At 64.9% G+C, this 26,763-nt stretch carries 16 protein-coding genes; 8 read left to right on the forward strand and 8 right to left on the reverse strand.

The annotated features are described in order from the left end of the window. The first annotated feature begins 65 nt into the window (after nt 1-65). Nucleotides 66-3,722 (forward strand): PAS domain S-box protein, encoded by a 3,657-nt coding sequence (locus VGN72_12095; GenBank protein HEV7300100.1) that lies wholly within the window; start codon nt 66-68, stop codon nt 3,720-3,722. Between the two features lie 357 nt (nt 3,723-4,079). Here the strand turns inward: VGN72_12095 and VGN72_12100 are convergent, their stop codons facing one another. From VGN72_12100 to VGN72_12110, 3 genes are all read right to left on the reverse strand, one after another. Further along, nucleotides 4,080-5,582: an alpha-L-arabinofuranosidase C-terminal domain-containing protein gene (locus VGN72_12100; protein HEV7300101.1), complete on the reverse strand. Its 1,503-nt coding sequence runs from the start codon at nt 5,580-5,582 to the stop codon at nt 4,080-4,082. A 366-nt stretch (nt 5,583-5,948) separates the two neighbouring features. Next, nucleotides 5,949-7,022, reverse strand: a complete 1,074-nt coding sequence (locus tag VGN72_12105; GenBank protein HEV7300102.1) for a hypothetical protein — start codon at nt 7,020-7,022, stop codon at nt 5,949-5,951. An 85-nt stretch (nt 7,023-7,107) separates the two neighbouring features. Further along, complete coding sequence (locus tag VGN72_12110) at nt 7,108-8,292, reverse strand: hypothetical protein (GenBank protein ID HEV7300103.1); 1,185 nt, start codon at nt 8,290-8,292, stop codon at nt 7,108-7,110. 410 nt (nt 8,293-8,702) lie between these two features. On the opposite strand from VGN72_12110, the gene VGN72_12115 reads away from it, so the two are divergent. Beyond that, nucleotides 8,703-10,118, forward strand: coding sequence for an MFS transporter (locus VGN72_12115; protein HEV7300104.1), 1,416 nt, complete (start codon nt 8,703-8,705; stop codon nt 10,116-10,118). A gap of 176 nt (nt 10,119-10,294) precedes the next feature. Here the strand turns inward: VGN72_12115 and VGN72_12120 are convergent, their stop codons facing one another. The 3 genes from VGN72_12120 to VGN72_12130 form a co-directional block, all read right to left on the reverse strand. Beyond that, nucleotides 10,295-10,465: a type II toxin-antitoxin system HicB family antitoxin gene (locus VGN72_12120; GenBank protein HEV7300105.1), complete on the reverse strand. Its 171-nt coding sequence runs from the start codon at nt 10,463-10,465 to the stop codon at nt 10,295-10,297. 64 nt (nt 10,466-10,529) lie between these two features. Next, nucleotides 10,530-10,883: a DUF705 domain-containing protein gene (locus tag VGN72_12125; GenBank protein HEV7300106.1), complete on the reverse strand. Its 354-nt coding sequence runs from the start codon at nt 10,881-10,883 to the stop codon at nt 10,530-10,532. Nucleotides 10,884-10,908: 25 nt separating this feature from the next. Then, a complete protein-coding gene (locus VGN72_12130; GenBank protein HEV7300107.1) occupies nt 10,909-12,057 on the reverse strand; it encodes a DegT/DnrJ/EryC1/StrS family aminotransferase in 1,149 nt (382 codons plus the stop codon). Nucleotides 12,058-12,454: 397 nt separating this feature from the next. On the opposite strand from VGN72_12130, the gene VGN72_12135 reads away from it, so the two are divergent. After that, on the forward strand, nt 12,455-14,512 hold the full coding sequence (locus VGN72_12135; protein HEV7300108.1) for an ABC transporter transmembrane domain-containing protein: 2,058 nt from the start codon (nt 12,455-12,457) through the stop codon (nt 14,510-14,512). A gap of 124 nt (nt 14,513-14,636) precedes the next feature. On the opposite strand, the gene VGN72_12140 is transcribed toward VGN72_12135, so the two are convergent. Then, nucleotides 14,637-15,041, reverse strand: coding sequence for a hypothetical protein (locus VGN72_12140; protein ID HEV7300109.1), 405 nt, complete (start codon nt 15,039-15,041; stop codon nt 14,637-14,639). A 396-nt stretch (nt 15,042-15,437) separates the two neighbouring features. Between VGN72_12140 and VGN72_12145 the strand changes: the two genes are divergently transcribed. The 5 genes from VGN72_12145 to VGN72_12165 all read left to right on the forward strand — a co-directional run bounded on the left by VGN72_12145 (nt 15,438) and on the right by VGN72_12165 (nt 25,819). After that, nucleotides 15,438-18,800 carry a DVUA0089 family protein gene (locus VGN72_12145; GenBank protein ID HEV7300110.1) on the forward strand — a complete coding sequence of 1,121 codons (3,363 nt, stop codon included), beginning with the start codon at nt 15,438-15,440 and terminating at the stop codon, nt 18,798-18,800. Nucleotides 18,801-18,937: 137 nt separating this feature from the next. Beyond that, nucleotides 18,938-21,589, forward strand: coding sequence for a pre-peptidase C-terminal domain-containing protein (locus VGN72_12150; GenBank protein ID HEV7300111.1), 2,652 nt, complete (start codon nt 18,938-18,940; stop codon nt 21,587-21,589). 215 nt (nt 21,590-21,804) lie between these two features. Then, nucleotides 21,805-24,465 carry a pre-peptidase C-terminal domain-containing protein gene (locus tag VGN72_12155; GenBank protein ID HEV7300112.1) on the forward strand — a complete coding sequence of 887 codons (2,661 nt, stop codon included), beginning with the start codon at nt 21,805-21,807 and terminating at the stop codon, nt 24,463-24,465. A 331-nt stretch (nt 24,466-24,796) separates the two neighbouring features. After that, a complete protein-coding gene (locus tag VGN72_12160; protein ID HEV7300113.1) occupies nt 24,797-25,120 on the forward strand; it encodes a hypothetical protein in 324 nt (107 codons plus the stop codon). Nucleotides 25,121-25,297: 177 nt separating this feature from the next. Beyond that, entirely contained in the window at nt 25,298-25,819 is a 522-nt protein-coding gene (locus VGN72_12165) for a hypothetical protein (protein HEV7300114.1), read from the forward strand. A gap of 252 nt (nt 25,820-26,071) precedes the next feature. Here the strand turns inward: VGN72_12165 and VGN72_12170 are convergent, their stop codons facing one another. Beyond that, complete coding sequence (locus tag VGN72_12170) at nt 26,072-26,665, reverse strand: polysaccharide biosynthesis/export family protein (protein ID HEV7300115.1); 594 nt, start codon at nt 26,663-26,665, stop codon at nt 26,072-26,074. Nucleotides 26,666-26,763: the final 98 nt, after the last annotated feature.

The raw sequence follows: 26,763 nt of genomic DNA on the forward strand, positions 1-26,763 counted from the left end.
GTTCCAGGAGGGTCTCAACGGGAGATCGGGATGACGCCATTGATGAGCCGGTTCACGGGCAAGGCATGGACAACGACGCGCAGCATCCCACGGTCACGCTCGACCAGATCCTGATCACCGGGCAATTGACCCGCCGCCCCGCGCCACCTCCCAACTACACCGACGAGGTCGCTGCGCTGCACGCGGTGGGGCGCGCGCTGACGATGGACGCACAGGCCGCGCTCGACGCGCTGGTGGATGCGGCGCTGCGCCTCTGCCGCGCCGGATCGGCCGGCGTCAGTCTGCTCGAGGAGGACGCGCACGGGCAGCGATCGTTCCGCTGGGTCGCGATGGCGGGGGCGTACGCCAGCTACCGCGGTGGGACCACCCCGTACGACATCAGTCCCTGCGGCGCCACGCTGGCGCGCGGGGTGGCGCAGCTGTTCGACCGTCCGTCCCGCCTCTTCACGGACATGCGTCGCGCCGAGCCACCGGAGATCATCGAGAACCTCGTCGTGCCGTTCCGGTCCGGCGACGTCGAGGGCACCATCTGGGTGGCGACCCACGACGACCAGATCCACTTCACCAACGAGGACGCCCGCATCCTGACCAGCCTCGGCGACTTCACCGCCGTGGCGCTGGCGGGCCAGCGCGTGCGGTCTCGCCACCAGGCGAGCGAGGCGCGGCTGGCGCAGATCGTCGAGAGCGTGCGGGATTACGCGATGTTCACGATGGACCGCGACGGCATCGTCACCAGTTGGAACGTGGGGGCCGACAAGGTCTTCGGCTACGGTCAGGACGAGATCATCGGCCGCACCAGCGACGAGATCTGGACGCCCGAGGACCTGGCGCGCGACGAGCCGCACAAGGAGCGCGAGCGGGCCCGCACCGATGGCCGCGCCGCCGACGAGCGCTGGCACATGCGCAACGATGGCACCCGCTTCTTCGCCAGCGGCATCCTGACGCCACTGCTGGGCGACGACGGGCGCCTGGTGGGCTACACGAAGGTCTGCCGCGACATCACCGAGCGCAAGCGTGCCGAGGAGCGCGCCAACCGCATCCTCGAAAGCATCACCGACGCGTTCTACGCCGTCGACCGGCAGTGGCGCTTCACGTACGTGAACGCCGGCGCCGAGCGGTTGCTGCACCGCCGTCGTGAGGAACTGATCGGCCGGGTGATCTGGGACGAGTTCCCCAGCGCGCTCGGCACCGAGTTTGAACGCCAGTACAACCGCACGATGAACGAGCGCGTGACCACGCAGTTCGTCGAGTTCTACCCGGCGCCGCTCGAGGGGTGGTACGACATTCGCGCCTACCCGTCGCCCGAGGGCATCTCGGTCTACTTCCAGGACATCAACGAGCGCAAGCGCGACGAGGACGCGCTGCGCGCCAGCGAGGAACGCTTTGCCTTGGCCGTGGATGCGGCCGAACTGGGGACCTTCCACTGGACGCTGCCCGTCGGGCGCATCGAGTGGAACCGGCGCCTGCGGGAATTCTTCTGGATGTCGCCGGACGAGACGATCGTGCGCGAGCGGTTGTTCGATCGCATCCACCCCGACGACCGCCAGCGCGTGCAGCGGTCGGTCGAACGGGCGATCTCGGGGCAGGAGCGGTACGACATCGAGTACCGCGTGGTCGGGCCGAACGGTCAGATCCGATGGTTGCACTCGACGGGTCAGGTCAGTGCCGATGAGGCGGGCAAGCCGCCCACGCGGCTCGACGGTGTCGTGATGGACATCACCGAACGTCGCCGGTTGATCACCGGGCTGCAGAGCGAGCGGGCGAAGCTCGCCAACATCATCGAGCAGGCGCCGGCGTTCATCTGCACGCTGCGCGGGCCCGAGCACGTCTTCGAACTGGCCAACGAGCGATACTACGAGATCGTGGGGCACCGCGATGTCATCGGCAAACCCGTGCGCGATGCGCTGCCGGAGGTGGCAGGACAGGGCTTCTTCGAACTGATGGACCGCGTCTACCAGACCGGCGAAACGTTCGCTGGCAGCGAGTTGCCACTCCAGTTGCAGCGCACCGAGGGCGATGCGCTCGAGGATCGGTACATCAACGTCGTCTACCAGGCGACGCGCGACAACGATGGCCGCATCTCGGGCATCTTCGTGCACGGCGTGGACGTGACGGACTTCGTGCTGGCCCGCGATGCGCTGCGCCAGAGCGAGGCGCGCTTCCGCCAGCTGGCCGATGCCATGCCCCAGATCGTCTGGGCGGCCAGGCCCGATGGCACCGTCGATTACTACAACAAGCGCTGGCACGAGTACACCGGGATGCCCGAGGGCCTAACCGGCGATGAGAGCTGGACGCCGCTGGCGCCGCCGGAGGACCTCAAGCTCGTGTTCGTCCGTTGGACCGAGGCGCTGCGCACCGGGCAGCCGTACGAGGTCGAGTGCCGCTTCCGGCGCAGCGCCGACGGCGCGTATCGCTGGCACCTGGCCCGCGCGCTACCGGTGCGCGACGCGCATGGCGACATCGTGCGCTGGTTCGGCACGAACACCGACATTCACGACTTCAAGCTGCTGCAGGAGCAGAACGAGCAGTTGCTGGAATCCGAACGGTCCGCCCGCACCGAGGCCGAGCGCGCCAGCCGGATGAAGGACGAGTTCCTCGCGACGCTGTCGCACGAGCTGCGCACCCCGTTGAACGCGATCCTGGGCTGGTCGCAGATCCTGCGCATGAGCAACCGCGACGAGGGCGAACTGGAGGAGGGCCTGCAGACGATCGAGCGCAACGCGCGGGCGCAGACGCAGATCATCGAGGACCTGCTGGACATGAGCCGCATCATCAGCGGCAAGGTGCGGCTCGACGTGCAGCCGGTCGACCTGACCGCGGTGGTATCGGCGGCGATCGACACGGTCCGGCCGGCGGCGGCGGCGAAGCGCGTGCAGGTCCAGTCGGTGCTCGACCCGCTCACGCACCCGGTCAGCGCCGACCCGAACCGCCTGCAGCAGGTCTTCTGGAACCTGCTGAGCAACGCCGTCAAGTTCACGCCCAGCGGCGGGCGCGTGCAGGTGAGCGTCCATCGCGTCAACTCGCACATCGAGGTGAGCGTGACCGACACCGGCGAGGGCATCAACCCCCAGTTCCTGCCGCACGTGTTCGACCGCTTCCGCCAGGCCGACGCCAGCACGACGCGCCGCCACGGTGGGCTGGGGCTGGGCCTGTCGATCGTGAAGCAACTGACCGAACTGCACGGCGGCAGCGTGCGGGTGACCAGCCGTGGCGCCGGCACGGGCGCGACGTTCATCGTCGCGCTACCGCTAAACGTGCTGCGACCCGGCGACGACCCCGACGCGCCACTGCGCCGCCCCGACGCCGAGATCGCCGTCGCCGCCGATGCGTGCGCGCAGCTGAAGGGCGTGCGCGTGCTGGTGGTCGACGACGAGCCCGACGCTCGCAGCATGGTCCAGCGACTGCTGAGCGACTGCGACGCCATCGTGACGGCCGCCGACTCGGTCGCGCACGCCATGCAGCGGCTGAGCGAGGGGAAGTTCGACGTGCTGGTCAGCGACATCGGAATGCCCGGCGAGGACGGCTACGCGCTGATCCGGCGCATCCGCGCGCTGCCGGCCGATCGCAACGGCAAGGTCTGCGCGGTCGCGCTCACCGCCTACGCGCGCGCCGAGGACCGGGTGCGTTCGATTTTGTCCGGCTACGACATGCACGTCTCCAAGCCAGTCGAGCCCGCCGAGCTGATCGCCACGGTCGCCAGCCTGGCCAGCCGTGTGCGGTAACTCGCGGCCGCCAGCCACCATCGCTGTCAGCCGTTCCAGCCAACCGCGGCGCTAGAGCGTGTTATGCACTTTGGGGGCCCGTAACGCAGGCGTGACGACGCTGGGTGCCACGGTTTGGTACTCCAAGCCGTGTCTGCGTGTACCGGCACGGCTTGGCGTACCAAACCGTGGCACCCAAGCCAGTTTCTGAGCTGGAAAGTGCATAACACGCTCTAGAGCAACGGACCCATTTCTGTAGCGACTTGTCCTCTGGGTGCCACGGTTTGGTACTCCAAGCCGTGTCGGCTGCGTCGCCCCAAGTACGGCTTGGAGTACCAAACCGTGGCACCCGAACGCAACGGCAACGTGCGCCCTGCTTTAGGCCGTCGTGAACCGAAACACGTTCACCGACGCAGGGGGCAGCGTGTAGCGGAGTTCCGTTGTGTCGACCCCCTGCGTCGTCGGCCGAACGGTGTCGGGGTCGTCGAACGTGTTGTGGGCGGTGAGGTCGTCGTGGGCGATCGTCGATTGCGTCGCCGACCGAACGGGGGCACCGCCCAGATCGATTGCGATCTCCAGCGGCAGCGATTCGTGCACGTTCACCAGGCTCACCGTGACCGTGTTCCCGCTACGGCTTGCAGAGCCGGAAAGGGCTGGCATCTGCTGGCGGACGCTTCCCTGCACGAAGCGGACGGTCGCGGATGATTCGATCTCGGTCCGCACGGCGGTGGCGCCCTGGTGGGGCTGGTAGAGGTCGAACGCGTGATAGGTCGGCGTGAGCACCATGCGGTCGCCGTCGGTGAGGATCATGGCCTGCAGCACATTCACGACCTGCGCGATGTTGGCCATCACCACCTTGTCAGCGTGACGGTTGAACGCGTCGAGCGTGATGGCGGCCACCAGCGCGTCGCGCAGCGTGTTCTGCTGCCAGAGGTGGTTTGGATTGCGTCCAGGCGTGGGCGGGTGCCACGTGCCCCATTCATCGATGATCAGGCCGATCTTTCGTTCGGGATCGACCTCGTCGAGCGCCGCCCGCTGGTCGAGGATAAGCCCTTCGACGGCGGTGGCGCGATGCAGCAGTTCATACCACTGGTCGGTTGTGTAGTCGGTGGCGGTGCCGGCGGTGCCGCAGTAGTAGTGGGCAGCGAAGCCGTGCAGTTGCCAGTCGCCCGCGGGGACGCCGGCCCTGGCGAAGAAGCGGCGCGTCCAATCGACGTTGTTGCCGTTGGGGCCGCAAGCGATCAAAAACAGCGGCATGCGCGTCGGCACGCGCATGAACGTGCCCAAGTAGGTCGCGAACCGCTTGTAAGCCGTCGCGTAATCCTCCGGTGACATCGACCCGCCGCAGCCCCAGTTCTCGTTGCCCACGCCCCAATACTCGACGTTCAACGACTGCGGTGACCCATCGGCCGCCCGGCGGCGCGCCAGCGTGCTGGGGCCGGTGAAGTTGCAATATTCCACCCACTGCTTCATCTCGCGTGGCGTGCCACTGCCCACGTTGCCCGCCAGATACGGTTTGGCGCGCAACAGGCCGCACAGGCGGAGGAACTCCTGGGTGCCGAAGGCGTTGTCTTCCAGGTTGTGACCCCACCACGCGTTCACGCGCGTCGGCCGGCTGGCGCGTGGGCCGACACCGTCTTCCCAGTGATAGTCGTCGGCGAAGCAGCCACCGGGCCAGCGCAACAGCGGGATGCGCAGCCGTTGTAGCGCTTCCAGCACGTCGGCCCGGAAGCCACCGACGTTGGCGATGGTCGATTGTTCGCCGACCCAAAGACCGTCGTTCACGCACGCGCCAAGGTGCTCGGCGAACTGGCCGTGCAGTTCCGGGCGGATGGTGGCGATGGGTTCATCCAGAAGAACGGTGACGCGCTGATCAGGCATGATTAGGTGGCTCCGGCGTCATCATTGCGTGAACGGGGACGTTCGCAAGGGGCTGGTGAGGAATGCCCGAGGTGTAACTGCGACTCACAACGATTGTCATCCCGAGGGGAGCCTAAGGCGACCTGAGGGATCTCGATCGACGGACGGTTCTCGGCCTTGGGAGATCCCTCAGGTCGGCAAGCCTCCCATCGGGTTGACACGTCCCTCATCAACGCGAGGGCCCCACTAGCCTTTCGGCTCCCCTCGGGATAATTAACCGCTGACGCACTCGCGCGAGGAACCCGCGCGGCCTAACCAAGAGAAAGGCCGGTCGCCTTTCGGAGACCGGCCTTCGCTCTAATTTAGATGCCAGAATCGCAAGATCCGTTACTTCGTCTCGGCCGGCTTGTCCATCAGGGCCTGGAGCATGTGGGTCGAGAGGTTGGCATAGGCCTGGTTGGCGTCGGCCGGCCACTGGTCCTTCATCGCCACCGCGGCGTTCAGGTGTGCGATGATGTTCTGCTTCAGCTTGGGACCATCGACGCTGTCGGGCACGTCGATCTTCCAAGCGTCAGGCATCTCGTGGATCATCGGCACCTGCAGGTTGCCCATCTTGTTGTTGACCGTCACGGTCGCGATGTTGCGGCCGGGGTCGTTACGGTTGGTGTCGGCGGCCTTGTTGCCCGGGGCGTCGACGCCCGTGTTGTTGTCGACGTTCACCGTCGCCCGATCGTTGTTGGCGTTGGCATCGACGTCGATCGCGCCACCGGCGGTCTGGGCGTTCTCGCCGATCTCGCTCTGCAGCACGCGGAACTGCTGGTCGTTGAAGACCATCTTCTGGTCCTCGATATCGAAGTCGGTGTTGTACTTCTCTTTCCACGTGGCCAGGAACGCTTCAGAGGCCTGCTGCAGGTCGGCGTGATCCTGCTCGGCGTAACCGTCGCGACCGATGCGGTTGCGGTCGGCGTCGACGAGGCGCTCGACCAGGTCGTCGAAGGTTCCCTGCTTCACGAACGCCTCGGTGGCATCGGCGATCACGCCCTTGATGTCCTCGGCGTCCGGGGCCATCGCGGTGTTGCCGGTGCCGAGGTTGGCGTTGGTGTTGGCGTTCGGATTGGGCGTGGTGTTGACGGTTGTTTCCGTGTTCAACGCCGGGTCCGGATTGTTCACGCCGTTGTTCATGCCTTCACCAGCACGGTCGGCGGTGTTTTGAATTCGATCGCCGGTACGTTCGGCGGCGTTCTCGATGTTGTTGCCCGCGCGTTCGGCGGCGTTCTCCATGTTGTTGCCGGCCCGTTCGGCGGCATTCTCGGCAGAGTTGCCGGCCTCGTTGGCGGTCGTGCGCGCATTGTCAGAGGTGCGCTGGGCCGCGGTGTCGTTGGCGTCGGCGGCGAACGTTGGCGCGAAGGCCATGCTGCTGACGGCCAAGGCGACGGCGGTGGTGATCATCGGGTTCTTCATAGCGTGCTCCTTTGGATAGTGTTTCTTCAGGCGTTCGAAAGGTCAGGCCGCGCTTTCAACGCGGCCTGACCGGAAGAATTGAACCTTACTGGTTCATGTTGCCGCTGTTGGCCGAGCCCTGGCTCAGGGCCATCGCAACGTGATGGGCGAGGATGCGCTGGGCCTGAGCTTCCTGCTCGGGCCACTGGTCCTTCATGTTGGCGACCTGAGACAGCTGCGTGTTCAGGTTGTTGTGAAGGGTCTTGGCGTCGATGGAATCGGCGATGTCGACCTTCCACTCGCCACCCTCCTTCACGAGGTTCAGCGTGGTGGCGGGCATGCCGTTGCTGGCGGGCACGGTGTAGGTCGCGGTGTTACCGCTCATGTTGCCACCACCGGCCGGCTGCATCTGGCCACTGGCGGTCTGGGCGTTGGCGTCGCCGGTGGCGACCTCTTCCAAGCGCGGCGAGTCGGAGTTGCGCTGCACACCGTCGGCGGCAGGGCTGGACTCGGGCACGCCCTCGGCGCCTGAGCCGGGGGCGACGGCCACCCGATCGGCCGGGTCACCGGCACCGGGAGGGGTCGCCGAGACGCGCGGCGCGGCGCGGTTCTCGGAGCCGATCGTCACGTTCTGCGCTTCGATCGGGTTCTGGTCGCTCGCCTGGCCACCGCTGGTAGCGCCGCCCGCGGGCTGGCTCATGTTGCCCGAGGCGGTCATGTTCCCGGTCTGACCACCAGCTTGGGCGTTCAACTGCCCGCCACCTTGCTGGTTCAGCGCCGCGGCGATGCTGTCGACCGACAGTTCACTGCCGTACTTCTCCTGCCATGCCGTGCGCAGCTGGCTGGCGGTCTGGTCGAGCTGCGACGAGTCCGCGTTGGCGCCGGTAATGCGCTCTTGGTCGGCCGACGACAGCACCTTCGTGATCCCCATATCCGGGCTGACCGACGCGTGGGTCGCCTTGGCCAGCAATTGCTGCGGAGCCGAAGCCTGACCCTGCATGGCCTGCTTCTGTTGATCGTTCATCTGCTTCTGCTGGTCCTGCATCTGCTGCTGGCCCTGGCCCTGGCCCATTTGATTCTGATTCTGATTCTGATTCTGGCCGGACTGCTGCAGCGCGCCCGCTGGCACTTCTTTGGCGCGCGTGCCTTCCTTGTTGGTTGCGTTCTTATCAACCTCGATGTTTACCTCGGCGTTCTCCTGCGCATGCAGGTAGCTTGGTTGACCGAACGAGATCCAACCCGTGCCGGCGGCGATAATGGCGGTGGACGCGAGGGCGGTGAACTTGCGCATGGCAATGCTCCTTCCAAGACAGTTGTTCATTGACTCAGGCGACGGCAGTACCGCCACCAACGTGAGAGACCGATAACGCAAAGGTCGGACCGCGCGGGCACTGGTCGCTCAGCTAACGGCTGAGAAATGGACCAATACCTTGCAAAAAGCGGGCTGAGCGATCGAAACAGGTGTGATCAGGCTCACCGTAGCGGGACGGATTGCACCTATTTGGCGCGGCGGGGCATGGGAAAAGGATTACGGGACGTCAATCTGTCGGGCAAAACGCTTCCGTTGCGGTTGCAGGGGCACTCTTTACAATGCCGCCCCGCACAAGGTCCCAAGTGAAGCCCATCAAAGACGACGCCACCCCCGCACACCCCGCTCCAGATATTCGAGACCAGCACCGGGGCGCCGGCCTTCGCCGAAGCATGGCTTTGGTGACGGTCGCGTGGCTGTTCGGGTCGGTATGGGTCACGACCACCTCCGGCGCGCCGCTGACGATGTTTGCCCAGGCGCTGCACCTGTCCCGGTTCGAGTTCGGCGTGCTGTCGGCGCTGCCGTTCCTAGCGTCACTGCTATCGCTGCCAGCCAGCGTGCTCATCGAGCGTACCGGCGCGCGCAAACTCATCTTCCAGGTCGGCCTGTATGGCCAGCGGTTGCTATGGTTCCCGATCGCGCTCGTGCCGATCTGGCTGTTGAGCCAGTACGGCGGCAAGGCTCAGGGGTTGGCGATCGGGCTGTTTCTGGTGCTGGTGCTGCTGATGCACTGCGGGCAGGCGGTGGGCGGGCCCGCGTGGATGAGCTGGATGGCCGACATCGTGCCCGACCGGGTGCGCGGGCGCTACTTCTCGAGACGCCGGCAGTTGGGCATCTTCTCTGCGTTGCCCGCGGCGCTGCTGGTGGGGTGGGTGCTGGACCGCTACGCCAGTGGCGGGAACGCCAACGACGCGACGGTGATGTCGGTCTGCGCCAAGATCTTCATCGTCGCAGCGATTTTCGGCTTGTTGGACATCGTGCTGTTCCACTGGGTGCCGGCGGTGCCCAAGGCGCCCAAGCGAGGGGCACACCTGTTCCAGGCGCTGTCGCGGCCGCTGCGCGACCGGAACTTTCTGTGGTTTGCGGGTTTCGTGGCGACGCTGACGTTCGCGGTCAGCTTCATGGGCACGTTCGTCACGCTCTATGTGATCGAGGAGGCCAAGGTTAGCGGCAAGGGCACGCAGCTCATGCTGCTGGTCGCGCCACTGGCGGCGCAGTTGCTCGTGCTGCCACTTTGGGGGAGGGCGGTCGACCGCATGGGCAAGAAGCCGGTGCTGAAGCTGTCGACGCTGGGCTTCGCGCCGGTGGCTGTCGGCTGGTGCTTTATGCACAGCGGCAACGTCTGGCTCGGCTACGTGCTGAGCGCGTTGGGGGCGGCGTTCTGGACGGGCGTGGAGATCGCCAACTTCAACTTCGTCATGCAGATGGCCGGCGGTGGCGACGACGACACCGCCAACAACCGCGGCACGAGCTACGTCGCCGTGAACGCCGTCATCGTCAACATCGCCGGCTGTATGGGCGGGCTGGCCAGCGGGGCGATCGCCGAGCTGATGAAGGACACGACGTTTCAACCGTTCGCGTTCATCCGGGCGCTGAACTACTACGACGTGCTGTTCCTGCTGAGCTTCGCGCTGCGCGTCATGGCGGTCGTGGTCTTCCTCCCGCACCTGCACGAGCCCACCGCCAAACGCGGCCGCGAGGCGCTGCGGTTCATGACGATCAACGTTTACAGCAATCTGTACAATCTGGTATTGCAGCCGGTGCGGTTGGTGCGGTCGGGCGGGAAGGGAAAGCGGAAAGATGATTGAACGTCGATTCCGCACGTAGCATGGGCGTCTCGCCCATGCCTGTGGATTGGAACAAGAAGCACGGTTAGTAGGGAGCCGCGCCGGCCGGGTCGTCCGAAGCAAATCGAGTTTGACTGCATCAACGGGCATGGGCGAGACGCCCATGCTACGTGAAAGGCGCGGCGCGACCTTGGCGGTCAGAGGTCCTCGCCGTGCCTAACGCGTTCCGCCACGACGCGAAGCGAAAGCGATTGTACGCGGCGCACGGCTTCTTCGCGGGTCTGCCCGTACGCCAGCACACCGGGAAGTTCCGCGACCTCGGCGATCCACCGGCCGTCCACCTCGCGCTCGAGGTCGATCTTGAACATAGAGAGACTATAACCGCGGGATTCGCCCGAGTGGTACGAAGGGACGGGATGGGCGACTAGACTGTCAACGGGCTTCGAGCGCGAGTCGATAGCTGGCCACCGATTCCGTTTCGCACTGCATCGGATGGATGGTGAGCAATCTTCGCCAGTCGCCGACCTCTTGGTCATCCACGAGCACCTGCGGCTTTGGCAGGAACGCTACGAAGTAGTGGTCGATCATCAACTCCTGTGCGATCGTCCTGGCGTACTCGCCACCACCCGAACTCCAGCAATACAGCACCGCACCGTCGGCATGCAATGACCGAACGTGATCGATCGTCGCGCTGATCGGAATTCGCTTTGTTCCAACGGAGCGAATTAGAGTGTCGTCGACATCTACAAAAACAACGAGCGGGGGGTGTGGTCGATCGTTCGTCATAATGCAAACTTCAGATGCCATCGGTCTAGAACCGCCTATCTTTCCGGCCCGTTAGCACCTTATCGATCGCCTGTTCCAACTCGTCGCAAACGCGGTTCACGTCGCGGGTGCTCAATGCGCCGTAGAACGGCAGCGCTAGCGTCCGGGCGGCGACGTACTCGCAGACGGGGAAGTCGCCGTCCTTGTGACCGGTGGCTTCGGCCATGTAGGGCTGAAGGTGAATGGGGGGGAAGTAGTTGTTGCAGCCAATGCCCTCGGCCCGCAGTTCCTGCATCACGGCGTCGCGATCGCCGGGCTCGAAGAGGTCGTTGAGGCGTACGACGAAGACGAACCAGCTCATGTGCGTTTCGTCATCCAGGGTCGGCAGGATCAGGTACTTGTTGGTCATTAGCCGTTCCATGTAGACATGGGCGACTTGACGGCGTTTTTCGAGAATTTCATCCAACCGGCTCACCTGCGCCACGCCCAAGGCGGCGTTGATCTCGCTTAACCGGTAGTTGTAGCCGAGCCGCTGGTGCGCCAGCCACGCCATGCCCTCGCGGCCCTGGTTGCGCAGCGCCCGGCAAGTGGCGGCGAAGGTGTCGTCGTCGGTGACGATCATCCCGCCTTCACCCGTGGTGATCTGCTTGTTGGGGTAGAACGCGTAGACGCCCGCCCGGCCGAACGAGCCGATCGGCCGTTCACCGCTGTGCCCACCGAAGCCTTCGCAGCAGTCCTCGATCAGCGTCAGCTCATGCCGGCGGGCAATCTGTTCAACCTCGAGCATTCCACCGGGGTGACCGAAGCATTCGACGGCGACGATCGCCTTGGTCTTGGGCGTAATGGCGGCCTCAAGCTTGTCGACGTCGACGTTCATCGTCAGCGGGTCAATGTCAACGAAGACCGGCTTGGCCCCGACGAACAGGATGCAGTTGGCCGACGCCACGAACGAGAAGGGCGTGGTCAGCACTTCATCACCAGGCCCGATGTTGGCTGCCAGCATGGCAAGGTGCAGTCCACTGGTGCCACTGTTGACGCCGATGCCATGCTGCCGGCCAGCGACCTTGGCGCAGGCGCGCTCGAACTCGACCAGCTTCGGGCCAATGGACAGCGTCGTGCCGTGCAGCACGTCCACGACGGCGTCGATCTCGATTTGCGTGATGTCGGGCTGGGAGAGGGGGATGGGGGAGGGCATGGGCAATTCCAGAAAGTTCGTGCGTCTAATCCTGCTCCTCTCCCGGCGCATGGGGAGAGGGTCACTCGTGTCATCCCGATGGGAGCCTAAGGCGACCTGAGGGATCTCGATGGACGGACGGTGCTCGGCCATTGGGAGATCCCTCAGGTCGGCAAGCCTCCATCGGGATGACAACCGCGGGCATCTTCATCACTACCGAATCGCCCGTTCGTCGGTGTCGGTGGCTTTGGGATTTGGCGGCCGGCCATTATACTTTCCGGTCCTCCTCGTCCGATAACCCTCATGTTATCGACTGAAAGGTCATTGCCTCATGAGTCACGAGTCTCGTCGCAAAAAAGACAAGTCCCTGCGCAATTTCGGGCGTGCGTGCCGGTTTCTGTGGCCGTACCGCAGGACGGTGATCATTTCGATCATCTGCGCGCTCTTCGTCGGCGTGGCGTTCACCGGTGGCATCACGGCGATGCTGCCGATCATGCGCGTGCTGCTGAACAACCAGACTGTGGCGGAATGGGCGAACGGGCAGATCGCCGAGAAGCGGCTGGGCGTCCAACTGTCCGACGACACCGCCGACGTGCGGGTGCTGCGCGTTGAGGACGGCAGCCCCGCCGACCGAGCAGGGCTGAAGCCGACGGACATCGTGTCGGCCGAGACCGATACCGGCCAAGAGCGCCGCAACAAACTGAAGTACTTAGCGGACCCATCCGTTCAGCAGGCGACCGTCGCCGACAAACTGGTCAACCTGGAACCCGCGCCGGCCTACCTGAACCTGAGCGGCAACATCGCGGCCAAGTTCCCCGAACGGCCGCTGTACGCGATCGCGGTGGCGTTCGGCATCATCGCGGTCATCACCACGATCGGGAACGTCATCCGCTTCTTCCAAGAATACCTCGCCGACCGGGCCGCCATTCTTGCGGTGCGCGACATCCGGCGGCACCTGTACGACCACGTGCTGCACGTGCCGATGTCGTTCTTCGGACAAAAGGGGACCAGCGACGTCACCAGCCGACTGGTCACCGATGCGCAGGGCCTGCAGGAAGGTTTCCGCCTCGTGTTGGGCCAAAGCATTCAGGAACCGATCAAGGTCGCGTTCGCGCTGGGACTGGCACTGTTTCTCAGTTGGAAGCTGACGCTCTTCATCGTGCTGTTCGGGCCGATCATGTTCCTGATCATCAAGAAGTTCGGCAAGAAGATGCGCCGCGCCAGCCGCGAGGCCATGGCCAAGTCGTCGAGCATGCTGGGACAGATCGAAGGGACGCTGATCGGCATAAGAGTCGTGAAGGGCGCCAACGCCGAGCGGTTCGAGCGCCGGCGCTACGCGGGCATTATGGGTCAGCTGAGCGTCGAGCAGCTCCGCATGAGCCGCTACGACGCGCTGAGCTCGCCGATCATCGAGACGCTGTCGCTGTTCGTCATCGGCGGGGTGGTGCTGTTCGCATCGTACCTCGTGCTGGAGGCGCACACGCTCGAGAAGACGACCTTCTTCCTCGTGATGGTCTGCCTAGGTGGCATTGGTGAGAGCCTGAGGCGGACGAGCAAGGTGAATAACCTTTTGCAGCGATCGAACGCCGCCGCGACGCGCATTTTTGAGACGATTGACTTGCCGTCGGAGAAGTCGCGCACGGAGGAGGAAAAGGCCCTGCCGCGCGTGCGGCTCAAGCCGATCACGCAGGAAGTGCGGTTCGAGAACATCAGCTTCACCTACCCCGGCGCCACGACGCCGGCGTTGGTCGACGTCAGCCTGGCGGTGCCCAAGGGCAAGAGCGTTGCGGTCGTGGGGCGCAACGGCAGTGGCAAGACGACCCTGCTGGCGCTGCTGCCGCGTTTTTACGACCCCACGCTGGGGCGGGTTTCGATCGATGGCGTCGACGTGCGCAACGTCACCCGCAACAGCCTCCGTGACCAGATCAGCCTGGTGACGCAGGACAGCGTGATTTTCCCCGGCACCGTCGCCGAGAACGTCGCCTACGGCCACCCACTGGCGCACCTGCTGCGGTCAACGACGCCCCGGGCGCTCGCCACGACGCGCCAATTGCGTGCTGATGTCGAAAACGCCGCCAAGCGGGCGTTTGCCCACGAGTTCATCCTGGAAAAGAACGGCGGGTACGACCACTTCCTCGACGGGTTGGGGGGTGGGCTCTCCGGCGGTCAGAAGCAGCGCCTGAACATCGCCCGCGCCATCCTACGGCAGTCGCCGATCCTGATTCTCGACGAGGCCACCAGTCAGGTGGATGCTGAGAGCGAACACTTGATCCAGCAGGCGATCGAAAGCCTGATGCACGAGCGTACCACGTTCGTCATTGCCCACCGCTTCAGCACCATCATGTCGGCCGACACGATTGTGGTGATGGACAAGGGTCGCATCGTCGGCCAGGGCAAGCATGACGAACTGCTGGAGACGTGCAAAACCTACGCGCAGCTGTACGAACGCCAACTGTTCGGTGGCACCGGCGCGTAAGCCTTTCATCGCAAACTAGCGCAACGCTCAACTCGTCATCCTGAGGTACCTCGAAGGATCTATTTCTCCGACGTCGGGGGAGGAAAGAGATCTTTCGGAGTACCTCAGGATGACGGAGAAGTACCTAGGTTGCCGTGGACGAATGCCGCGCCGGTGGGTCGCTTGCGGGGAACGATTCCATCGACATCTCGTCGACCTCATCTTCGGGTGACTGGTTCGACTGACTGTGGTCGTCGTGCTGGAACGATGGCGACGCGTTGACGTCGCGCTCCTTGGCGGCCCGTTCCCAGCTACCGCACGCCACGCGATCAATGAGGCTACGGCCCGTGAACCCGCGGTAGACGAGACACGCGCCCAGCGCGATCGCGCCCAGCCCGAAAAAGCCCCGCTGCTTCACGCCCCACAGTGCCGTGTACAAACCACCCGCAGCAAAAAGCGTAGTGGTGGCGGGATCGACCTCTTCCTGCCGCATGGTGACGTACTGATCGCCGACCTTCTTCACGATGTATCGCGGGGTGGAACTCGCCATGATGTTGCTCCTTATTTCCGAACTGACTTCGTTTGGAATCATAGTTTGAGCAAAACGTGGACCAACCCACCGGACTCATTGCAAAGCGGGTTCATCCACATCGGTAAGCCGAATTGTCACGTTTTCGCAGCGAGTGCGTCGCGAAACACAGGCACAAAGAACCCACCAACGAAATGTGGACTGCCTCAATGTTTTTCGTCTTGTCAAGAAATAAAATTGGAATTTGCAACTTTAATTTTGGTGGGGTAGAGTGTGCTTGTGGTGTGTAACGCCTAATGCGTTTGCACCTGAGCCCGCTCGGGGAGGGGGCCGTCCGCTTTACCCATGTCACAAATTACGGGGTTCCGTGATGCTACGGGTGGGTGGTGCGTGGGTCGTCGACTCAAGGGAGCAACCATGCGTATTGGTAAAGTGATGTCGGGTGGAGATCTCGTCGCGAAGAAGCTTAACTCGGCGATATCGGCCGCGCTCAGGGGCGGGCGGCCGATGGAACGCCTGGAGCCTCGCCGGTCGTACTCAAGCGCACCCATCGAGCGCCTCGAGGAGCGACGGCTGTTCGCCACGATCGGGCTCGACCCCACCTTCGGGGGTGGCGATGGCGTGGCGGCGACGGACGCCGAGCCCAAGGGGGCGGGATCGGTCACGTTGGCGGACGGGTCGATCGTCATCGGCGGCGTGCAGTACGCGTCGGAGGACGCGTTCCAGATCGTGTTGACCAAGCTGCGGCCCGACGGGAGCCTCGATACCACCTTCGGTGGCGGAGACGGCGTGGGGGAGATCACCGTACCGTACGACATGGACGGCGTCGGCGTCCGCGCGTTCGACACTATCGCACCCGCGCCAGGCGGCAAGTTCGTCCTCGGCACGCGCCTGGGTGACCTTCAGGGCGGGCCCGTGTTCGACCTGTTTTTGGCCCGGTTCAACGGCGACGGGTCGATCGATAGTTCGTTCAGCGGGGACGGGCTCGTGACCGGGTTTGCCGGGAACGATATCCACGACGTGCTGGTCCAGCCCGACGGCAAGACCCTCGTTCTCGGCGAAGCCATCTACACCGAGATGTCGGTCACCCGGCTGAACGTCGATGGGTCGCTCGACCTGGGCTTTGGTGGGAACGGGACGGGCACGATCTCGCGAAGCGTCGACCTCTTCACCGACGGGACTACGCTCGGCCTGACGCCGGACGGTCGTATTTACGTGGGCGGCGACGTCAGCGGCGATAACAGGGTTAACTATGCCCTCTTCCGATACACGTCGGCCGGACTGATCGATACCTCCTTCGGCGGTGGCGATGGGTACGTCTTGGGCGAGAACGGCGGCGCCAGGGACATGGTCGTCGAACCGAGCGGGAACGTGGTCATAATTGGCAGTTACGGCGCATACTACTCGGACATCGGGCTTCAGCGATTCACCGCCAATGGGACCGCGTCGACCTTCCAATTCTACTCGTCTTACAACAACGAGCCCCATGCCGGCCCCCCGTACGACAGCTACCCCAACTCGATCACGCAGTATGGTGGTAAGTTCTACGTCGCGTTGGGCCAGGACACGCCCGCGTCCGGCGCCGACGAGAGCGCGCTGCTCCGCTTCAACGCGGATCTCACCCCCGACACAAGCTTCAACAGTCCCCCGGCCCCGGGTCAGCCCACCAACGGGTTCATCTACGATCGCAACGTCTTCTCGCAGGAGCGCCCCCGCATCGTCGACGTCGGCCCCACCGGCCGCGTGACGGTGACGGACGCCGTTCGCGGCGTGTACGCCTTCAGCTACGGCGGGGACGACACGATCGCCCAAGCACTTCCGCTGGCCATCGGCACGACCAACTTCGGCGAGGTGTTCGACAACACCGACGTCGCGATGCGCAAGGTGACGGTCACGGCTGGCAAGCGCATCGGGTTCGACGTCGACCTGCCCGACGGCAGCTCGCTGAACTCGTACCTGCGCCTGTTCGACGCCCAGGGGCGCGAGCTGGCCAAGAACGATGACGCGCCGGCGCTCGGCGAACCAATCGGCGCTGACGCCTACCTCGACTACACGTTCGCGACGGCCGGCACCTACTACGTGGGCGTCTCGGGGGCGGGCAACGACGCGTACAGCGCGGTCACCGGCGCGGGCGCTGTCCAAGCGAGTTTCGGGCGATTTGAGCTCACCGCAACCCCGCTCGCGCCCGAGGCCAACGGGCGCATCGCGGGCGCCGTCCCGCTGCCCATCAACACCACACGTTACGCGACCGTCTCCGACCCTACGGACGTCGACGTCTACGCGGTCACCGTCGTCGCTGGCCAGCGCGTGATGTTCGACGTCGACAGCAACGGCAGCAGCTTGAACGGCTACCTGCGCCTGTTCGACGCCGGCGGTGCTCAGCTGGCATCTAACGACAATCGCGCCGCGCCGGGCGAACAGGTGGCGCTGATGCCGTACATCGATCACACTTTCACGACGGCCGGCACGTACTACGTGGCGGTCTCCGGTAGTGGCAATAGCAGCTACAACCCAACCACCGGGACCGGCCGCACGCCGGGCAGCGTGGGCGCCTACTCGCTCGAGGTCACGGTCCCCGTCCGTGCCACGACCCCGCTGGGCCTGAACGACAGCGTCTTCCGCTCGATCGATGCCGGCACCGAGATCGACTACTACGCGATCACCGTATCGGCCGGCCAGCGCGTCGGCTTCGACATGGATTCTGGTTTCAGTCCGCTGAACGGTTACCTGCGCGTCTTCTCGAGCGACTGGCGCGAGCTGGCCCACAACGACAACGGCGCCGCCCCGGGCGAAGGCCCCACCCTGATGCCGTACCTCGAGTACGCGTTCGCCACGGCCGGCACGTATTACGTCAGCGTCAGCGGCTACCCGAACACCGGTTACGACCCACTGACGGGCCTCGGCACCGTTTCCGGAAGCACCGGCACGTACCGGCTGTCCACCATGACGCCTCCACTTCCGCCGGTGGAATCCAATGACCGGATTTCGACGGCCGACCGCGCATCGCTGAACGCGACGAAGACCAACCAGGACATCGCCGACGGCACCGACGTCGACCTCTACCGCGTCACCGTACAGCAGGGCCAGCGCGTTGGCTTCGACGTCGACACCAACGGCAGCCCGCTCGACAGCTACATGCGCCTGTTCGACAGCAGCGGGCGGCAGCTGGCCGCCAACGACGACGGCATCGCGCCCGGCGAGCAGATCCACCGCAGCCCGTATATCGCCTACACGTTCCCCGCCGCCGGCACGTACTACGTCGCCGTCAGCGGCAAGGACAACCGGGCCTACAACCCGATCACCGGCGGCGGCGACACGAACGGCAGCAGCACCGGCGCCTACACGCTGGACGTGCGCGTCCTGCCGGGCCCGACGCCGACCGACACGAACGACCGGCTGTCGACCGCGACGGGCGCGCCGCTGAACACGACGAAGACCAATCAGGACATCGCCGACGGCACCGATGTCGACCTGTTCCGCATCACCGTCGCCGCCGGCCAGCGCATCGGCTTCGACGTCGACAACAACGGCAGCGGCCTCGACAGCTACATGCGCCTGTTCGACGCCAGCGGCCGGCAGCTGGCCGCCAACGAGAACGGCGTCGCGCCCGGCGAGCAGATCCACCTCAGCCCGTACATCGCCTACACGTTCGCGACGGCCGGCACGTACTACGTCGCCGTCAGCAGCACCGGCAACACCGGCTACGACCCGCTGAGCGGCTTGGGCGACGTGCTCGGCCGCAGCACCGGCGCCTACACGCTCGACATCCGCGTGCTGTAAAGGTACTCGTGAAGGTGCGGATGAATCACACCGGTGCCTGCCGAGAGGCGGGCGCCGGTGATCCGGCCGACAGGCGTGCAAGGGTGAGGGTGTCACCTGTAGGCCTGTCGTGGAAAGCCAAAAAAAGGGAAGATTTCATGCATTTCATCAAGCGAAAGTCACAGGCGTTGTCCAAGACCAATCGCCGGCCGTCCGCATCGACAAGGGCCGTCGCGACGGCTTGTCACCGTGCGGCCATCGAGCAGCTGGAGGACCGCCGGCTGTTCAACGCCGCGATCGCCGCGGTGCCGGGCGAGCGGTCGGCCGACAACACGATCGCCGGTGCCAACGCGCTGCCGTTGAACACCGTGGTGGAAGGACGGACGTTCGACAGCACGGACATCGCGATCTTCAAGTTGGTCGCCACGCCGGGACAGACGATCAAGATTGATCTCGATAACGGTTCGACGAGCGGGCTCAACTCGTACATGCGCCTGTTCGACGCCAGCGGCCGCCAGTTGGCCGCCAACGACGACGAGCTGGCGACGCCGCCGTTTGGTCAGACGGCCAACGATTCGTTCATCACCTACAAGTTCCCCGCCGCCGGCACGTACTACGTCGGCATCAGCGGCAACCGGAACACGACCTACAACCCGGTCGACGGCACCGGCACCACCGGCTCGAGCTGGGGCGCGTTCTTCCTGACCGCCATCCCGCTGCCGCCGGTCGACACGAACGACACGCTCGCCAGCGCGACCGGCGCGCCGCTGAACACGACGAAGATCAACCAGGACATCGCGATCGACGGCACCGACGTCGATCTGTTCCGCGTCACCGTCGCCGCCGGCCAGACGGTCGGCTTCGACCTCGACACCAACGGTAGCCCGCTCGACGCGTACATGCGCCTGTTCGACAGCGGTGGCAACCAGCTCGACGCCAACGATGACGGCGTCGCGCCCGGCGAGCAGATGCACCGCAGCCCCTACCTCGCCCACACGTTCGCGCGGGCCGGCACGTACTACGTCGGCATCAGCGGCAAGGGCAACCAGGGCTACGATCCGCTCACCGGCGACGGCGACGCGGTCGGCAGCAGCGGCGCCTACACGCTCGACGTGCGCACGCTGGCAACGCCGGCCGTGCCGACCGATACCAACGACCGCATCGCCACCGCGATCGGCGCGCCGCTGAACACGATCAAGTTCAACCAGAGCATCGTCGAGCCGCGCGACGTCGACATGTTCCGCTTCACCGTCACGGCCGGCCAGCGCATCGGCTTCGACGTCGACACGAACGGCAGCCCGCTGGACGGCTACCTGCGCCTCTTCGACTCTAGCGGCAACCAGCTGGCCGCCAACGACGACGGCGCCGCCGAGTTCGAGCGGCCGCACCGCAGCCCGTACCTCGCCCACACGTTCGCGCGGGCCGGCACGTACTACGTCGGCATCAGCGGCAAGGGCAACCAGAACTACAACCCGCTGACCGGCGCCGGCGACGCCGCCGGCAGCACCGGCGCGTACACGCTGGAGCTCAACGACCTGGCCTTCGGCGGCCAGAGCAGCTACGGCGGTGCCGACGCGACCGTCACCACTGTCGACGTCGCGTTCGACGCCGCCGGCAACCGCTACGTGCTGTCGGACTTCCGCGGCACCGTCGACTTCGACCCGGGCCTGGGCATCACGACGCTCTCGACGACCACCGAGCCGCTGCGCGCGCTGGCGAAGTATGCGCCGGACAACAAGCTGATCTACGTCCGCACGGTGGACAAGTCGGACAACGGCCGCCCGATGGACGACCTGGCGGTCACGCCCAACGGGCACGCGTACGTCGGCTGGAACGACATCGACAATTTCGGGACCACCTTTGAGATCAACCGGTTCGGAGTCAGCCACATCAAGCCCGACGGATCCGACGGCATCGGCTTATCGCGACGCGGCATCAGCGATGGGTACCCACTCGCCGTCAACGCGCTGGCGGTCGCGCCGGACGGCACGCTGTTCATCGGTGGGTACTTCAATTCCCCCGATGGCAACTACGGCTTAATCGAGTCGCTCAACGAGGACGGTACCGAAGGCCGGCTGAACCGCAGCTACTACGGTTCCAACGGGATCGAAGCCCTCGTCGTCGCCCCGTCCGGTGACATCTATGTCGGTACGGACGGATCGTTGACCAATTATGAGGACCCGGCCCTAGCGGTGTCGAAGATCGACGGCACGACCGGCGATGTCGTTTGGGAACAACCGGTCGGCCGCGAGGGGAACTCGAGCAACAGGATCGGGTCCATCTCCGGCCTCGCGTACGATACCGCCAACAATCGCTTGTTCGTTAGCGGGAACCACACGACAGACGCAGGCAATGTCGACTTCGACCCCACCGCCGGCGTCCAACACCTGCCCGCCGGTGACTTCGTCTGGGCGCTGACCGAGTCCGCCGACGGCCGGTCCGTCGTCGCCGGCCAAGCCGTGTCCACGGTTGGCAACGAGATGCAGATCGACAGCGCCGGCAACGTCTACGTCGCGGATACGTTCAGCGGCACGGTCGACGCCAATCCGGGCAGCGGCGTGCGCAACGTCACCAGCGCCGGGGGCACCGACGCCATCGTCACCAAGCTCACCGGCGGCCTCCAGTTCAACGACGCGTTCCGCATCGGTGGCAGCGGCGACGACACCGTGCAGGGCATCACGATGTTCGACGACGACCTGTACGTCGCCGGCAGCTACCAGGGCACCGTCGACTTCCTGCCCGGCAACGGCACCGTCAACCGCACCGCCAACGGTGATCAGGACGGCTACGTCGTACGCGTGTTCGCTTAAATGTCCTTGTCACTCGTGCGACCGACAACACGTGCTAATCGCGCGATCTGTGACAACATGCAACCAGAAGAGCACCGATCCCGGCGGTTAACGCGGCCGGGTCGGACTGTGCGGGTGAGCTGGAGGCCGCGAGGCCGAGTTGGCGCGACCGGCCAGCCCAACCGCGAGCCGGGACGAAGGGTATATGGGAAGCACAGCTTTCCAAGGGAGTCACGATGCGAGTTGAATCAGATGTTCGTGCGACACAACGCCTTCGCCGTACGTTGGGACGAGCCGCATCAGTAGCGGTGGAATCGCTGGAAAGGCGACAGCTCTTTGCGGCGGGCACGTTGGATCCGACGCTCGGCGGTGGCGATGGCTCGGTGACCGTGCCGCTGCCCGACAGCCGCACCGCGGACGTCTTCACGCTCGATGACGGGCGATCGATCGTCGTGGGTGACTATAGGGCCCCCTCGGGCGAGCGTGACATGTTCGTCGCCCGCCTGACCTATACCGGCGCGCTCGACCCGACGTTCGGCGGTGGTAAGGGGTACACGCAGATCGACTTCCGCGACGACGACACGGCGTCGGTCGTGAAGCCCGGCTTCCGCGGGCAGATCTTCGTCGGTGGGTACACGGCCTCCGGTCCCGAGACCGGCGTCGGCGTCGACTTCGCCGTCGCGCGCCTGACCGGCGACGGCGCGCTCGACACCACCTTCAGCAACGACGGGCGCGTGGTGCTCAACAACGCGAAGGAGGGGGGCGTCCGAAACGACTTCCTCCGCGACCTCCACGTGCTGGGCAACAGCGCGCTCGTCGTCGGCACGTCCGAATCGACCGACGGCAGCAACACGTCCAGCGTGATGCTTGCCCGGTTCAAGGGGTCGGGCGCGCTCGACAATCAGTTCGGCGGCGGCACGGGGTACGTCGCGTACCGCGGGGCGACCCAGCGCGCCGAGGGCAACGCGATCGCGTACAACGGCGCGATCTTCGTCGGTGGGTCCGTCCTCGTCGACACGCCGGAGTACGCGCCGTCCACCGACCTGGCGGTCTTCCGCTTCTATCCGGACGGGCGGATCAATCCGAAGTTCCTCCGCGAGGGCGTGGCCACGCACAACGTCGGGCAATCGACGAACACCGAGTCGGGCGAAACCGTCGTCACCGGGCTGTCGAACGACGCGATTTACGACCTGAGCGTGCCGCCGGGTTCGGACATCATCGCCGTCGGGCGCAGCAGCTACGTCGAGGGGTCGTTCGACCCGGTCGTCGACCAGGTGCTCGTGCGCTTCAGCCAGTACGCGACGGTGAAGAACATCGCGACCGACGGCATCTACGATACCGGGTCCGCCCCGCAGTTAACGTTCGCCAACGAACTGCAGATCGTGGACGACAAGATCATAACGGCCGGCTCGGGCAACTACGGCAGCGTGTACGCGGCGCGCTACAACTTCTCCGACTTCTCAGCCGACGCCACGTTCAACCCCGGCGCCGGCGGGGCCGATCACGTCGCCAGCTACGCGACCGACGTCTACCCCGGCAACGAGCGCGTGGGCCTGACGATCGCGCGCAACGGGGCGATCGTGCTGGCCGGCGAGACCGCAACCACAGATGACGCTCGCGGCCTCGTCGTGCGATTCAATGGAACCTTCGTCGATCTGGACGACCAGATCGAAGAGGTCCGTTATCGTGACTCCCGAATCCTGCACCCGGAGAGCTTCCTCGGGGTGACGTCCGATCGGCTGTTCAACAGCACCGACGTCAACATCTATGAGATCCCTCTGTACACCTTCCGCGGTGACGCGATCCGAATCGACCTGGACCGGACCGGCGACAGCGGGTTGGACTCGTACATGCGGCTGTTCGAGTTCGGAAGTGAGGGGCGCGCGTTCGAGCTTGCCTCAAACGATAACGGGTCGGCCGTCGGCGAGGGGGCGACGAACGACTCGTACTTGGAGTTCATGCCAACGCTTGACTATGTGTACTTGGCCGTTTCTGGCAAGTTCAATCGGACGTACAACGCTGTCACCGGCGATGGCGACGTCGGCTCCAGCTGGGGCGGGTACACGCTGCGACTGAACCCCGTCGACTATAACAAGTCGCGCGATACCTCGCAGGCGCTGTTGGGCAATCTGACCGCCTTCGGGCGCGTCGAGGACCTGGACGACGAGGACTTCTACAAGCTCGAGGTGCAGGCCGGGCAGACCTACGAGTTCGACGTCGACAACAACGGCAGCAAGCTCGACGGGCACATGAGGTTGTTTGCCGCCACGGGCGACGTGGCCCTGGCATCCAACGACAACGGCACCGCCCCTGGTGAACAGCCGTTCATCGCGCCGTTCATCCGGCACACCTTCGCCACGAGCGGCACGTACTACGTGGCCATCAGCGGCAAGGGCAACACGGGTTATGACCCGGACACCGGTCTTGGTGGGCCGCTCGGGTCGAGCGTTGGGGACTACAACCTGAACGTCCGGCTGGTGGGCGAGGACAACCCTGCCGACGTCAATCGACTAATCGGCACGGCCACCCCCGCGGCGCTGAACGCCACCAAGACGAACGAGAGCATCTCGCCGGGGACGGACGTCGACATGTTCAAGTTCACCGTGACGGCCGGCCAACGGGTCGGGTTCGACGTCGACACCAACGGCAGCCCGCTCGACAGCTACATGCGCCTGTTCGACGCCGACGGTGAACAACTGGCCGCGAGCGACAACGGTGTAGCGCCCGGCGAGCAAATGCACCGCAGTCCCTACCTGGCCTATACGTTCACGACGGCCGGCACCTACTACGTCGGCATCAGCGGCAAGCAGAACACGTTCTACCGGCCACTGACCGGACTGGCCTATCGCGACGGCGATAGCACCGGCGCGTACACGCTCGACCTGCGCGTGCTGTAGCGCGCCCGGCGATCGGCTGACAATTCGTTTCGCTGTAGGGCGGACGCCGCGTGGGTGCGGCGTCCGCCTTGCGTTGTGGGATGGGTCAGAGGCGGATAACCGCACATCGCTCGTTCATCGATATGGAGCGATGCCCCCTCTCTCCCTTATCCACCAGAATTTGACTCCCGACCCCTTATCCACCTTCCGACCCCTTATCCACCTTCGACCCCTTATCTACCTTTGTCGTCTAAGATCACGGACGGAGGTCAATGCGGTGACAGAATTTACTCTCACTCTACCCCGGATGAAACTTGAGTGCCGACGCTGCCGCCATACTTGGAAGCAGGGTGTGCCACTGTGGGATCGCGGGCATCTGCTCATGAAGCGCGGAGGCAGGATCGTCTACGTTGAAGACGACTTGGCCTACCTGCTCGACAAATCCATTGACGTCGCGGTTTTGCCGCTGCTTCAAGGAATTGGCTACTCAGCCTTCGTCAACGCCTGTCCGCAATGTGACCACGTAGACATTCGACTCGTGCGCGGACTGCTGGCGCCGCCGGACTACGGAAGCGAGGATTTCGCCTGTACGGATCTGGACGAAGGTGACTTCATCAAAGCCGAGTCGAGATGGCAGCTCCGGCCTGAAGCAATTGAAGCGCTCACGCGGTCATAACCTAGTCTCGTACGGCCGGTGGCAAGGTTTGCAACCAAACCTTGACGAGCGTTCCAGCCGGGTCGACGACCAAGGTTTGAGTACGAACCTTGCCACCCGCCAGAATATCCTCGCGGGATCGTTGACGGGCCAACAGCGCCCACGGATATTCTGGATGTCCCCTTTCCCTCGTCCCTGATGCCCGCGAAGCACGAGAAAACCCTCCGTCAGTTGAACGTCGACGCCGATCGCTACGCGAAGTTCTGCTTCGACCCGCAGGAGCAGCGGCGTTGGCGGGAAAGCGTCGGCAGGCCGGACAGCGTTTCGCACGCCGTGGTGGTCGCCAACCGGTTCGTGCCGTTGGATGCCATGCCTGACAGCGTCCCCGTGCTTCGCCGGTACGCTCGTGGCCGCAACCCGGACGCCACAGAGTTGCAGACGCTTAAGGACTACTGGCGCGAGATCGACGACGGCTTGAGGCAGCTGCACAAGCTGCTCGGGGACGGCGAACCGGTGTCGGTCGTCCAGGCAACCGCGTCCGCCCTGCGGACGTGGCCCTCCGTGGGTGTTGCGACGTCGGAGGATGAGCTTCGCGCCCTGCTCATGCTGCAGTTTGAGCGGATGCGTCAGAAGCGGATCTCGTGGGATCAGGCCGACGGGAGCACCTATCCGTTGCGGACGCGAGACGGGATGTACCTGTTGATCGACTGGGGGCGGTGACGCCGGGTGCCACGGTTTGGTACTCCAAGCCGTGCTTGAGGCCGTGGAGAAAGACACGGCACGGAGTACCGTACCGTGGCACCCGGCGGGGCGGGGCGGGACGCGGCGGGCACGGGATTCCGGGCAGTGGGTCCGTTTGAAGTTTCGTAGGGTCCGCTGGTACTCCTGCGGACCGTTTCGGTTTCCGATGAACGAAGATGGTCCGCAGGAGTACCAGCGGACCCTACAAGACTCCCGACCCCTTTATCGTCGCTAGTCGGCACCGTCGGGTGCCGGCACCTTAGCGTTCGCAGCACGATCGACGCGAACCAACTTCTCGGGAGTGGCCAATACCCCTGCCAAGCGTGCGATGAGAGTTTTCTCGATCTCGTCGGCGCGCTGCCCGGCGACCTTCACGCCACCGATCGACGGAACATCGATCTCGCCAGCTGGGCTGACCGTTAACGTGCCGACATAATCTTCCCCAGGCTTTACCAACTCAAAAATGCGCACCACCAGTTGGTCACCTGCCTTGAGGGCTCCTGGCTTCTCGGGGGCTTTGGCCGCCGGCGCGAGCAGCGCGACGCGGACTTGAGGCCTCGCGGTAATCTTGCCATCGACCATCGTCTTTTTCAGCATGTCGCGCGCCTCGTCAGGAGTCAGACCGCCGAACTTCAGTGGGCCGAGCATTGGCACGCGGATCGTACCGTCCGGTGCGACCTGACGCGTTTCACTAAGCTCCCCGTCTGGCGCGAGCAGTTCATGCACGTTGATCGCGACCAGATCACCCTGTGCCAAGGGTGCATCTTTCGCCAAAGAAACGGCTGCAGAAACCAAGAGCACGATCGCCGCTGTTACGTGTCGCATCGATGACTCCTCAGTGCCGACTAACTAGTTTCGTAGGGTCCGCTGGTACGCCCGCGGACCGTCTTCGCTCATCGTAAGCCGAAACGGTCCGCACTAGT

This window comes from Tepidisphaeraceae bacterium, from assembly GCA_035998445.1.
Lineage (GTDB): Bacteria > Planctomycetota > Phycisphaerae > Tepidisphaerales > Tepidisphaeraceae > DASYHQ01.

Coding starts and splice junctions, on each gene's coding strand:
- VGN72_12115 (HEV7300104.1), top strand. CDS start 8,703: ATGGCTTTGGTGACGGTCGCGTGGCTGTTCGGGTCGGTATGGGTCACG.
- VGN72_12105 (HEV7300102.1), bottom strand. CDS start 7,022: ATGAAGAACCCGATGATCACCACCGCCGTCGCCTTGGCCGTCAGCAGC.
- VGN72_12100 (HEV7300101.1), bottom strand. CDS start 5,582: ATGCCTGATCAGCGCGTCACCGTTCTTCTGGATGAACCCATCGCCACC.
- VGN72_12095 (HEV7300100.1), top strand. CDS start 66: ATGGACAACGACGCGCAGCATCCCACGGTCACGCTCGACCAGATCCTG.
- VGN72_12165 (HEV7300114.1), top strand. CDS start 25,298: ATGCCCGCGAAGCACGAGAAAACCCTCCGTCAGTTGAACGTCGACGCC.
- VGN72_12170 (HEV7300115.1), bottom strand. CDS start 26,665: ATGCGACACGTAACAGCGGCGATCGTGCTCTTGGTTTCTGCAGCCGTT.
- VGN72_12110 (HEV7300103.1), bottom strand. CDS start 8,292: ATGCGCAAGTTCACCGCCCTCGCGTCCACCGCCATTATCGCCGCCGGC.
- VGN72_12120 (HEV7300105.1), bottom strand. CDS start 10,465: ATGTTCAAGATCGACCTCGAGCGCGAGGTGGACGGCCGGTGGATCGCC.
- VGN72_12130 (HEV7300107.1), bottom strand. CDS start 12,057: ATGCCCTCCCCCATCCCCCTCTCCCAGCCCGACATCACGCAAATCGAG.
- VGN72_12145 (HEV7300110.1), top strand. CDS start 15,438: ATGCGTATTGGTAAAGTGATGTCGGGTGGAGATCTCGTCGCGAAGAAG.
- VGN72_12140 (HEV7300109.1), bottom strand. CDS start 15,041: ATGGCGAGTTCCACCCCGCGATACATCGTGAAGAAGGTCGGCGATCAG.
- VGN72_12150 (HEV7300111.1), top strand. CDS start 18,938: ATGCATTTCATCAAGCGAAAGTCACAGGCGTTGTCCAAGACCAATCGC.
- VGN72_12155 (HEV7300112.1), top strand. CDS start 21,805: ATGCGAGTTGAATCAGATGTTCGTGCGACACAACGCCTTCGCCGTACG.
- VGN72_12125 (HEV7300106.1), bottom strand. CDS start 10,883: ATGACGAACGATCGACCACACCCCCCGCTCGTTGTTTTTGTAGATGTC.